The organism is Bullifex sp., assembly GCF_034103065.1.
Classification (GTDB): domain Bacteria; phylum Spirochaetota; class Spirochaetia; order Sphaerochaetales; family Sphaerochaetaceae; genus Bullifex.
The window spans coordinates 1-11,952 of the sequence record NZ_JAXEGN010000243.1; the positions used below are offsets into that span (position 1 = coordinate 1).

Consider the following 11,952-nt stretch of genomic DNA (forward strand, 5'->3'; position numbering starts at 1 on the left):
CAGATTATTGCATCAACACGAGTAGCCATCTTAAATGAACCAGCCTTAAACTCATGAACAAGGCCATCCTTACTTCTTGTGCCCTCAGGGAAGATTGTCATTGGAAGTCCACCTTTTATGTTTTCAGAGCCTTGAAGGATAGCTTTAATTGAGTCTCTTGGACTCTTTCTATCGATATAAACTGAATTTAGGACACTAAACCAATTGCTTACTATTGGAATTTTCTTTACTTCAACCTTACCAATGAAGCCTGTAAATACATTCTTTGGATACATTACAGCAATACAATCAAGGAGGGAGGTATGATTTGCGATAAAGCAAATTCTTCCTTCGCTTGGAATATTTTCAGATCCTTCTAGGACAACCTTACCACCAAGTAATAAGAATATTAATCTTATTAAGAAGTGTGCTGTTTTATCGATAATAAATCGTGATGCCTTTTCATTTCCCGCTTTTCTAAATAAAAAAGAAATAAAAATAGGCACATAGCTCAAAATTAAAAATGGAATTATAATAATTGCAGCAATAGCAATCTTAATAAACTTAATCATAACTCATCCCTTTTCACATTATATAATCTTGCATAAAGGCCATTCTTTGCAAGTAATTCTTGATGGTTTCCAGCTTCTTTTACACTGCCCTTCTCAATGACAAATATTTTATCACAATCAACGATAGTTGAGAGTCTATGGGCTATTACAATTGAAGTCTTTCCTTTAGAAATATTGTTAAAGGCATCTTGAATTAATGCTTCACTTTCACTATCCAAGCTACTTGTTGCTTCATCAAAGATTAATATTGGTGGGTTTTTCAAAAATACTCTTGCAATTGATAATCTTTGCTTTTGACCACCAGATAATCTAGTACCACGTTCTCCAACCTCTGTATCGAGCCCCTCAGGTAAACCTTTAACAAAGTCATATAGATTTGCAATCTTTAATGCTTTCCAAAGTTCTTCATCAGTTGCATCGCTCTTTCCATATCTAAGGTTTTCTCTAATTGATGCATCAAATAAGAATACATTTTGTTGAACAAATCCAATTGCCTTATGTAAGGACTCTTGGGTTACATTCTTTATATCAACACCATCAATAGTGATACTTCCCTTATCACGCTCATAGAATCTTGCTAAAAGAGAGACAATTGTTGTTTTTCCAGCACCACTTTCACCAACTATAGCAACTCTAGATCCTCCAGGAATTACTAAATCTAAGTTTGAAGTTACCTTTTCTCCACTTCTTGATTCATATGAAAAAGAAACATCATCAAACTTAATTGTTGCATCCTTCACAACTAGCTCTTTTGCATCCTTTTCATCTTCAATTTCAGGCTTAATATCCATTACCTCGGTAAAGCGTTCAAAAGAGGCAATACCCTGTTGAAGTTGCTCTGTAAAGTTAATAAGTCGATCAATTGGAGGTAATACTACAGAAACATAGAGGACGAATGTTAATAAATCTGTAAGTTCTGCATAACCAAAAGCAATTAATAACGCTCCTCCTGCAACTGTAACTAGGTAGTATAAGTCTCTCATAAAGCCAATTCCAGCATGGTAAGAAGCCATTTGCTTATACATTGCTTCTCTTGTTTCCTTTAGCTTTACATTTGATGCTTCAAACTTATTCTTTTGGAAGTTCTCTTGTGCAAAGGATTTTACCTCTCTTATCCCTTGGATAGAGTTCTCTGCATCAACATTAATATTTGCAACAGATCTTCTAACTGCCCTATTTTTTTCCTTCATTCTGTGTCCAAAAACAATGCCATAGAAGAGCATAAATGGAAGTGGAATTAAAGAAACAAGCGCAAGTGGAACTGAAATAAAGAACATTAAAATATATGCGCCAATAATTGTTGCAATACTTATTAATAAATCTTCAGGACCATGGTGAGCTACTTCAGCAATCTGGAACAAATCGTTTGAAATTCTACTCATTATTGTTCCAGTCTTTGTTTTATCAAAATATGAAAAAGAAAGGGTTTGAAGATGAGAGAATAAATCCTCTCTCATCTTATTTTCCATTCTAACACCTAAAATATGTCCCCAACGAATCCTAACGTAGTTACTTACAGCTTGAATAATATAGACAGCTATCATAATGGCAAAAATAATAGTCATTCCATGATAATCTCTTTCAGGTATTGGCTTATTTAATAAATACCTAGTTAACATTGGAAAAAGAATAGAAAGCACAGATGAAAAAGTTGCAACTGAAATATCTAAAATAAATAGATTTAGAAAGGGCTTATAGTAAGCTACAAATCTCTTGAAAAGCTTCATTTTGCTCTCCTAAATAATCCAAATATGCGACTGATAATACCCTTCTTTGGCTCTGTAGTTTTTTGAGAAGGAGCGCTTTTGACATTAGGCATACCACTTACGCTACTTTTCCTTTTATTATCACTACTTTCTTTCTTAACGCTTTTTGCTTGCTCACTTGAACCATATGTTTTCTTATAGTAAGCCATTCTCTCTTCAGGAGACATTTTGGCAAGCTTATCGTAATCAACTGATTTTTTACCTTTTTCACTAACCTTCTTTTGGGTTGTACCCTTCTTTGCTCTAGTCTTAGATTGCTTTGGACTTTTCTTAACACTCTTATAGCCAGCACTTTTATCTTCTACTTCAACTAAACCAACTTCGTCAGCCCACAATACAGGTATTTTCATTTGAATATAGTTTTCAATAGCCTCTAGGCCATAAATGTATTCTTCACAAGCTAAGGTAATCGCCTTTCCACTCTTACCAGCTCTTGCTGTTCTTCCAATTCTATGAACATATGCTTCATAGTCTTCAGGAATATCGTAATTTACTACTAATTCAAGGTCATCAATTTGTAAGCCTCTTGCAGCAATATCTGTTGCAACTAAGATATCAAGACTACCATTTTTCATCTTATTTAGAGCATCTAAGCGCTCCTTTTGAGGCATATCACCCATAAGGTAGCTAGTTTTATATCCATTTAAGGCAAGACGTTTTGAAACCTCAACAGCACGTCCTTTAGTATTTGTAAAAATTAAACAACTTTTTGGAGCAATCTTATTTAAAAGAGAGAGTAATAGAGAAAACTTTTCATCTTTAGAAACATGAAATAGTTCTTGAGTAATATTTTTAACAGTTATTTCTTCAGGTTGACTTTCGATTTCAATTGGGTCATTCATATACTCCCAAGCTAAATTTCTAACTCTTGTTGAGAGTGTTGCAGAAAGTAATAGTGTTTGACGATCTTCCTTTGCACACATCATAGAGAACATTCTTTGAACATCAGGATAAAAACCCATATCAAACATTCTGTCTGCTTCATCGATAACAACAGTAGAAAACTGTCTAAAATCAATTTTACTAGATGATGCGAAATCAATTAATCTTCCAGGGGTTCCAACATATAGAGAAAGTCCTGAGCTAATCTCTTCATTTTGTCTTTGGTAACCAACACCACCATAGAAACAACCGACCTTAAAACCATCAAGATGACTTGAGAGTAATTTAGCGTCTTCCTCAATTTGAAGTGCAAGCTCTCTTGTTGGTGCAATTACTAAACTAACTGGAAGAGGAAGATTTGCATTCTTCCTCTTCTGGTATTGTTCTAAAATAGTAATAAGATATACAGCAGTTTTTCCTGATCCTGTCTTGGATTGAACCATTACATCCTTTCCCGATAGAGAAACAGGAAGAACCATTTCTTGAACGTTTGTACAACTATCAAAACCAGAAGCTTTTATTCCTTCTAGAACATTATCTGTTAAACCTAATTGATTAAAATTCATATATTACCCAATAAAAAAATTCTTATATTCAATAACTACATTATTATTGTATTAAGATTTTTTGTCTATTGGAAATAACTACTCTATTAATCAAGTTCGTGTGCTCTTACATATGTTGTAACACGTTTTACAAAATCAAAATCACATTTGATAGGTTTTGAGTTCAAAGTAGAAACAGGCATTGCCGCCATACTTGTTGATGAAATAAAGAGTGTATCTGCACTCTCAATTTCACTTAACTTTGGACTTTCAAATACTACTTTTACACCCATTTCTTCCAATGCTTTTAGTACAGAAATTCTTGTAACTCCAGAGAGGACATATTCATCACCTGCGGTGTAAATTACATTATCCTTTAACATATAGAAGTTAGAGCGAGTTCCTTCAAGCACTCTATTATTTCTATCAACTAGTAGAGCTTCAAAAGCACCTTTGCTTTTTGCATCTTCTAGTGCAAGGTAGCTAAGTAGCAAATTACTTGTTTTACACTTTGGCATAAAGCGTTCGCCAAAATAGGTGGTAACCCCAATTCCCTTTTCATAGTAAGAATCAGGGTATGTTAATAAATCTTGGTATGTAATAAATACTTGAGGATTTTTTCCCCCGATAACTAAAATACGCATTGTAACGTCCTTTAAGTTATCCTTTTTAATTAACTTTTCAATGTTTTCTTTAAGATTAAGAGCAGGAAGCTTCATATTTAACATTGCAGCACTTTCTTTTAATCTTTTTTCATGATCACAAAGGTGTACTACCTTTCCTCCAAGTACTCTTAAAGCTTCATAGACAGAAAAATTACATTGAACTTCACGGGATGTAATTGAAACAACTGCATCCTCTTCTTTTATTAATTCACCATTTTTAATAGCACTCTTATTCATATCTTAATATCTCCCTTGGTTTAGAACCATTTGCAGGTCCTACAATACCTTCTTCTTCCATCTGTTCAACGAGCTTAGCCGCTCTGTTGTATCCAATTCCAAGTCTTCTTTGGAGATATGAAGCAGAAGCACCCTTTCTTTCAAATACTATCTGCTTAGCTTTTTCATACATATCTTCATCGCCATTACCACAAGAGTCAGATCCATCGTCATATGAATCCTCTTCGACATCATCCTCAAAGATTGACTCATCGAGGTAATCTGGTTCACCTTGCGACTTAACATAGCTAACAACCTTATCAACTTCATCATCAGATAAGAAGGCACCTTGAATACGACTTAATGCATTTGAGCCATTTGCAAGATAGAGCATATCACCTCTACCAAGGAGGTTCTCAGCTCCTGATTCATCAAGAATAATTCTACTGTTCATTGCAGAAGATACTGCAAATGAAATACGTGATGGAATATTATTCTTAATTGTACCTGTAATAACTTCACTAGAAGGTCTTTGGGTTGCCATAACAACATGGATACCTGCTGCTCTTGCCTTTGCCATTAGTCTTGCAACATAGCTCTCCATATCCTTTCCAATTACAGTCATAAGGTCAGCAAACTCATCCATGATTAATACAATATATGGCATCTTCTCTGTAGCATAACCAAGAGTATGAACACTTTGGTTAAACCCTTCGATGTTTCTTGTACCAATTTGAGAAAAGACTCTATATCGCCTTTCCATTTCATCAACTAACCATGAAAGCATCTTTAATACTCTCTTTGGTTCTGTAATTACAGGGGTTAGTAAGTGTGGTATTCTATTGTAAACTTGTAGTTCTACAACCTTTGGGTCAACCATAATAAGTCTTACTTCCTTAGGACTCTTTGTGTATAAAATAGAAACAATTAAACCATTAATACATACACTCTTACCAGAACCAGTAGTACCAGCAATCAATAGATGTGGAGTTTTAGCAACATCTAGCATCATAGGCTCACCTAAGATATTGCGTCCTAAAATCATTGGAACCTTATACCCACTTTCTTTTAATGGATCTAAAAGTTCTTTAAAGCCTACAGTAGCTCTCTTTTCATTTGGAACCTCAATACCAATAGCGCTCTTACCTGGTACTGGAGCAAGTATTCTTATTTGTTTACCTCCAATACGCATACTGATGTTGTTTTGCAGTGAAGTAACCTTAGAGACCATAATTCCTGGAGCTAAGTCATATTCAAACATAGTAACAGTTGGTCCCTTGATGATATTAATTAATGTTACATCTACTCTAAAGTCATGCATTACAGTGCACATTAACTCACCTAAAGCTCTAGTATCATCATCAATTTCATAACTTGCTTGAGGATAGGTCTTTAAAAGGTCTGAGTTTGGAGGATTGTATCCTCTTTTTTGACGATTTAATATAGCCTCTTCACCAGCATTGTTGCTAGCTAGCCCGCCAATACCAACTTTAAATTCAATTTGGGATGAGTTTTCTTCACTCTTTACTTCTTTAGCATCCTCAAGTTGAGCCCCACCTACCATTTTTGCAGTACTTGCACTTTGATAGTATGAATCTGTACGAGGTAATTCATGAACATCATCCTTTTTTAAGGAAATACCTTGAGCTTCAAGCTCTGCTCTAACTTTAGCTTCAGCTTCTTTTCTATATTGCTCTCTAAGTAAGCTTTCACGTCTTGCACGATCTTCTTCTATTAATTTTGCCTTTAATCTCTCAGCTTCCTCTTCAGCCTCTCTCTTAAGCTGTTCATTACGCTCTCTTTCTTCTTTTTCTGCTTCTAAAGCTTTAATATCTTCAGCCTTTTTACGCATTCTAATAGCATCAGAGAGAGATGCTGCTATTTCTGTTTTTGACGCCCCACTTTCCTGCTTAACTTGAGTAGTAGAGACAAAAGGTCTAGAAGGGGTTGAAGATGTATCACGAGACTCATGAAGGGCTTGGAACATCTGATATCGAGGATGTGTTGGAGGAAGGTTTGAAGGTGCAAAGGACTCTTTCTTTACTGCCTCATCTACCTTTTCTTCACTCTTTGGAGTAACAGGTGCTGTAGCAGTTGCGTTATCTTTCTTTTTTAACGCCTCAAACATTCTATATCTAGGGTGTGTTGGAGGAAGATTTGAAGGAGCAATAGATGGATCATTACTAATTTTAGTCTCCTCTTTTTTATCCTCAAAACCAATAATCGGACGTTGATTTACAATTTGACTTTCCACCTCATCTTTATTAATTCGCTCTAAGGTTGTGCCTAAAAGACTTGTTGGTCTTTTGATAGTAAAGCTTTCTACCTCATCCTCTTTACACTTTTCCTCAACTCTTTCTTTTGCACTCTGAAAGGCCGTAATAGATGCAGTTGGAGAATCATAGATATGATCAACAGTTGCTTCACTTTTTATCTCATCAACTATTTCATTATTAGGTGCATCATCACTTGAAAATGTTGAAAACTTTGGAAGTGTTGGTGCCTTTGGAAATGAAATTGGACTTGAAGGATCATATGTGTTTTCTTCAACGTTTTTAGTATTTTCTTCTTGATTTGTTTCTTTCTTTACAACTTCTTTTTTCTTATCCTTCTTAGGATGTTTTTTTTGATAACGAGCATTTAATGCTGAAGTTATCACAATTAAAATCATGAAAAGTATTACTTCTAAAACTAAACATAATATTATCAAAGAAGGTCGTTGGTTAACTTTTGAAATAATAAAGGCTGGGACATTAATTCCATTAAAAGTATGAAAAGCAACCAAAAGAGAGTAATACATGAAAATCATGTAAAAAACTAATAACAAGCTAAAAGGTTTTCTCCTTCTAACGGCTAAACCAAATACTCCCAAGAAAATAAATAAAGCTGCTGGTATATATACACAATAAGACGAATTAGTTAAGCAAAGATAATCTAAATATGGAGTAAGGAACTTAGAAAAAAGTCCAATGTGCTTAGAAGCAGCTAATGCTGCCCCAAAGAGCAGCATTATTAGTGAAAATAGTAGTGAAAAAATCTTTTTTTTCTTTTTTTCCATGTCAGTTTTTCTTCCTCATAAGAGCAAGGTGGCGTTGTTCATCTAGAAATGGGACTTGAAGTGGTATGACATCGAGTTTCCAAGCTGAAAGATTTTCAGTCTCAGCAAGGAGGTAGCTTTTTCTACCTTTATAAGCTGCAAACACACCGTCTGTTGTCAATAGCCTCTCAACATCCTGGATGATATCGTATATAGGATGAAAAGCTCTACAAGTAATTGTATCGAATTTTTCATCAACCTCACTCACATCCTTTGCAATGATTTTAACATTAGTAAGGTTACACCTTAAAATAACATTTTTTAAAAAATCGACTCTTCGCTTCATACGCTCGATAAGTACAATAGGAGAGTCGAGCATAATAGCCAGTACAATTCCAGGAAATCCTGCCCCGGAACCAAGGTCTGCAATAACACCTTTATTTATCTTTTCAATTTCCTTAATCCCTGCTAAAGAGTCAAGAATATGTTTAATAATTAACTCTGATCTATCTTGATAGCCAACAAGCTTATAAACAGGATTAAAAAGCTCTATTTCCTTAATATACTTTTCAAGCTTATCAATTTGATCTTGAGTTAACTCTATTTTTAATTTATTTGCACCTTCAATTAGTAGATCCATGTTCACCTCTTGTTTTTAAATACATCATCAAAAGTGCTGCATCTGATACTCTTACACCACTAATTCTCATTGCCTGACCGACATTCTGAGGCTTAATAGCCTTAAACTTTTCTCTAGACTCGCTAGAAAGGCCATCAATTAAATCGTAGTTAATATCATCAGGAATTAATATCTTCTCACTCTTATCAAACTTAGATGCCTCGGTTTCCTGTCTTTTTAAGTACCCTGCATACTTAATATCAAGCTCAACTTCTCTCTTAACAGAGAGAGAATACTCCTTGATAGCTGGAACTTTACTTTCAAGATAAATGATATCAACCTCAGGTTCCTTTAATAGATCGAGGCCATTTTTACCTCTCTCTTTATAAGACTTTATTAATGTCTTTAAAGAGTCCATCTTATTAATTTTATCATTTAATCTTTCAAGCTTTTCATCACTTACACTATGCTTCTCATATGCAAGACGAGTTAACCTCATATCAGCATTATCATGGCGTAAAGATAATCTATACTCTGCACGAGAAGTAAACATTCTATATGGTTCTTTAGTTCCCTTTGTTACAAGGTCATCAATTAATACACCAATGTATGCCTCTGTACGCTTTAAGATTAATGGATCTTCTCCTCTTAACTTCAATGCTGCGTTAATACCTGCAATTAATCCCTGGGCAGCAGCTTCTTCATAACCAGAGGTTCCATTAGTTTGGCCTGCAATAAACAGGTTTTCAAGTCTCTTAGACTCAAGAGATGGATAAAGACCTGTAGGATCGATGTAGTCATACTCAACGGCATATGCAGGACGCATAATTTCACAGTGTTTTAAGCCAGGTAGAGTTCTAATAAACTTGTGCTGAACCTCTTCAGGAAGAGATGAAGAAAGTCCATTTAAATACATTTCCTCTGTTCCATTACCTTCTGGTTCAACAAATATTTGATGTCTCTCACGCTCTGGGAATCTTACAACCTTATCCTCAATTGAAGGACAATAGCGAGGTCCTTTTCCTACAATTTTTCCTCCATAAAGAGGAGAACGATGAATATTATCTCTAATTATTTTATGAGTTTCGTCATTAGTCCAAGTTACATAACATGGTAACTGGGAGCGAATAATTTCATCATTATCAAATGAGAAAGGGATAATCTCTTCATCTCCTGGTTGAATTTCAAGTTCATCAAAGTCTAGAGATGATTTCCTAACTCTTGCAGGTGTTCCTGTCTTCATTCTACCAACGTTAAAGCCAAGCTTTCTTAAGTTATCACCAAGGCCTACTGCGGCCATCTCACCAAGACGACCACAAGGAGCATCGTATTCACCAATGAAGATTCTTCCATTCATGAAGGTACCGGTTGTAAGTACAACTGCACGTGAAGATATATGCCAACCTCTTTCTGTTACAACACCAATACATTTATTATCTTCGATGAGTAAATCAGTGACTGTATCCATAAACAGAGAAAGATGGTCTGTTTTTTCAAGAGTCTCCTTAGCAAGACGTGAATATGAAAATTTATCAGCCTGAGCACGAGGTGCTTGCACCGCAGGTCCTCTTCTCTTATTTAAAATTCTAAACTGGATAAAAGTATCATCAATTAGATGCCCCATTAAACCACCAAGGGCGTCTATTTCACGAACCAAGTTACCTTTTGCTAATCCGCCAATAGCAGGATTACAAGAAAGGCGTCCAATTGCATCTAAGGACTGAGTAATCATAAGGGTGTCAAAGCCCTGTCTAGCAGCTGCACTCGCAGCTTCAATCCCGGCATGTCCGCCGCCAATAACAATTATATCGTAATCTCTCATATTATTTACCTAAACAGAAATTTGAAAAGAGTGTATCAAGTAACTCTTCGTTTGTAACCTCTCCTGTAATTTCCCCAAGAATGGATAGAGCACTTTGGAAGAATAAAGCAAGGATATCAACACTTTCATTTTCATTTGATAGTATAAATTTCAGCATTTCAACAAGTCTAACTAAACCGTCTCTTTGTCTTTCACTATCAATCGAAATAGCACCTAATTCACTTTCACTGCTCTTAGAAGAAAGCTCTTGATAAATTGAATCTAATAAAAGAGAAATTCCCTCTCCATTAACAGTTGAAATAGCTAAGCCTTCACCTTTTTCTAAGTCACTTTTAGTTTTTACAACGATAGTTTTAGTCTTCCAAGTTATCTCTTCCTTTTCTCCTGGAGCAAGTAGAAGAAGAACTAAATCGGCTTCATTAATTAGCTTTTCACTTCTCTTAATACCTTCACTTTCAATTAAATCATCACTATCTCTTAGTCCTGCAGTATCAAAGAGACGTACAGGAATATCGTGGATAGTTGTAAAGGATTCAATGTAATCACGAGTTGTACCTGCAATTGGAGAAACAATTGCTCTATTTTCTTTAGTAAGCAAATTAAAGAGTGAACTCTTTCCTGCATTAGCAGCACCAGCTAGTACGATTTTTGCACCTTCACGGTATATAGTTCCAGCACTGTAGGTTTTAACAATCTCATCAAGATTACTAATTATTTCATTGATCTCAGCTTTTGGCATTATCCAATCTTCTAAGATTTCATCCTCAGCATAATCTAATTGAACCTCTAAAGAAGCAAGTATGTTTATAAGTTTATTTTTTATAGCTAAAAGTCGATTTTTAAGTCCACCTTCTAGACGCTCAAGAGCAGCCTCTTGACCTCTAATACTCTTAGAGGAAATTAGCTCTTCAACAGCTTCCGCTTGAGTTAAATCAAGTCTACCATGCATGAATGCTCTAAAGGTGAATTCACCTCTTTTAGCTTGTCTAATTCCGATTGATTCAAGTAAGAGGAAAATACGTTTTAATCCAGTTAATGAACCATGAGCATTAATCTCTAATGCTTCTTCTCCTGTATATCCATAGCCTTTTTTAAAAACAGCTACCAATACTTCATCAACAATACTATTTTGTTTATCAATTAAATTCCCATAAACAAGAGTATTTGTTTTTGCTCTTTTTAATTTTTCAGGTCGATCAAATACACTGGAAAGCAAATCAATAACACCATCACCACTAAGCCTTACAATTGCAATTGCGGATGGTGCATAAGCTGTTGCTAATGCATAAATTGGTTCATTTGTCGTATAGGCATCCATAGCAAATCATTATAGCCTGTTGATAAAATCTACACAAGGAAGGTAATATAGTCTCATGTTTGATATCTTAAGCCAAAAAGAGCGAAGTATAATGAATAAAACCATTAGAGAATTCTTTGATTCAAAGGATTATCTTGAGGTTTTTACTCCTACCCTATCCCCTGATTTAATTCCAGAACCAACAATTCAGAACTTTGAAACAAAGTTTATAAATGAATTTGCTGGAAACCTTGATTTATATCTAATTCCATCACCTGAAGTATATATGAAGCGCCTACTTGCAAATGGCTTTCCTTCTATCTACCAAATTTCTAGTTGCTTTAGAAATAGTGAACAGCTAGGAGAAATTCATAATCCTGAGTTTTCAATGCTCGAATACTATACTTTAGACTATGATGAAAATGACTCAATTACCTTAACTGAAGAGCTATTAAAGGCAATTAAAAGGCCAACAACTCCTAGTTATGCACTTCCACCATTTATTAAAATGAGTGTTAATGATGCTATAAAAAAGTATGCAGGACTTGACCT

The 11,952-nt window shown here is 35.0% G+C and carries 9 protein-coding genes; 1 reads left to right on the forward strand and 8 read right to left on the reverse strand.

All coding sequences use genetic code 11. From position 1 onward, the window contains the following. The 8 genes from SOY52_RS09270 to mnmE form a co-directional block, all read right to left on the reverse strand. On the reverse strand, nucleotides 1-551 hold a 551-nt coding region (locus SOY52_RS09270; RefSeq protein ID WP_320848673.1), incomplete at its 3' end, for a lysophospholipid acyltransferase family protein. Further along, complete coding sequence (locus SOY52_RS09275) at nucleotides 548-2,278, reverse strand: ABC transporter ATP-binding protein (protein ID WP_320848674.1); 1,731 nt, start codon at nucleotides 2,276-2,278, stop codon at nucleotides 548-550. The genes SOY52_RS09270 and SOY52_RS09275, both read right to left, overlap by 4 nt. Continuing rightward, nucleotides 2,275-3,765, reverse strand: coding sequence for a DEAD/DEAH box helicase (locus SOY52_RS09280; protein ID WP_320848675.1), 1,491 nt, complete (start codon nucleotides 3,763-3,765; stop codon nucleotides 2,275-2,277). The genes SOY52_RS09275 and SOY52_RS09280 overlap by 4 nt, the downstream gene beginning before the upstream one ends. Before the next feature lie 86 nt (nucleotides 3,766-3,851). Further along, a complete protein-coding gene (locus tag SOY52_RS09285; protein WP_320848676.1) occupies nucleotides 3,852-4,646 on the reverse strand; it encodes an aminotransferase class IV in 795 nt (264 codons plus the stop codon). Continuing rightward, entirely contained in the window at nucleotides 4,639-7,683 is a 3,045-nt protein-coding gene (locus tag SOY52_RS09290; RefSeq protein WP_320848677.1) for a DNA translocase FtsK, read from the reverse strand. Before SOY52_RS09290 ends, SOY52_RS09285 begins: the two co-directional genes overlap by 8 nt. A gap of 1 nt (nucleotide 7,684) precedes the next feature. Further along, nucleotides 7,685-8,302 carry a 16S rRNA (guanine(527)-N(7))-methyltransferase RsmG gene (gene rsmG, locus SOY52_RS09295; RefSeq protein ID WP_320848678.1) on the reverse strand — a complete coding sequence of 206 codons (618 nt, stop codon included), beginning with the start codon at nucleotides 8,300-8,302 and terminating at the stop codon, nucleotides 7,685-7,687. Continuing rightward, a complete protein-coding gene (mnmG, locus tag SOY52_RS09300) occupies nucleotides 8,286-10,103 on the reverse strand; it encodes a tRNA uridine-5-carboxymethylaminomethyl(34) synthesis enzyme MnmG (protein WP_320848679.1) in 1,818 nt (605 codons plus the stop codon). The genes rsmG and mnmG overlap by 17 nt, the downstream gene beginning before the upstream one ends. Before the next feature lies 1 nt (nucleotide 10,104). Next, a complete protein-coding gene (mnmE, locus tag SOY52_RS09305) occupies nucleotides 10,105-11,421 on the reverse strand; it encodes a tRNA uridine-5-carboxymethylaminomethyl(34) synthesis GTPase MnmE (RefSeq protein ID WP_320848680.1) in 1,317 nt (438 codons plus the stop codon). A gap of 55 nt (nucleotides 11,422-11,476) precedes the next feature. On the opposite strand from mnmE, the gene SOY52_RS09310 reads away from it, so the two are divergent. Then, nucleotides 11,477-11,952, forward strand: a 476-nt coding sequence (locus SOY52_RS09310) for an amino acid--tRNA ligase-related protein (protein WP_320848681.1), incomplete at its 3' end; no start/stop codon positions are given.

Excerpts from the sequence above, each read along its gene's own strand:
- SOY52_RS09275 (WP_320848674.1), bottom strand. The coding sequence starts at position 2,278 with ATGAAGCTTTTCAAGAGATTTGTAGCTTACTATAAGCCCTTTCTAAAT.
- SOY52_RS09280 (WP_320848675.1), bottom strand. The coding sequence starts at position 3,765 with ATGAATTTTAATCAATTAGGTTTAACAGATAATGTTCTAGAAGGAATA.
- SOY52_RS09285 (WP_320848676.1), bottom strand. The coding sequence starts at position 4,646 with ATGAATAAGAGTGCTATTAAAAATGGTGAATTAATAAAAGAAGAGGAT.
- SOY52_RS09290 (WP_320848677.1), bottom strand. The coding sequence starts at position 7,683 with ATGGAAAAAAAGAAAAAAAAGATTTTTTCACTACTATTTTCACTAATA.
- rsmG (WP_320848678.1), bottom strand. The coding sequence starts at position 8,302 with ATGGATCTACTAATTGAAGGTGCAAATAAATTAAAAATAGAGTTAACT.
- mnmG (WP_320848679.1), bottom strand. The coding sequence starts at position 10,103 with ATGAGAGATTACGATATAATTGTTATTGGCGGCGGACATGCCGGGATT.
- mnmE (WP_320848680.1), bottom strand. The coding sequence starts at position 11,421 with ATGGATGCCTATACGACAAATGAACCAATTTATGCATTAGCAACAGCT.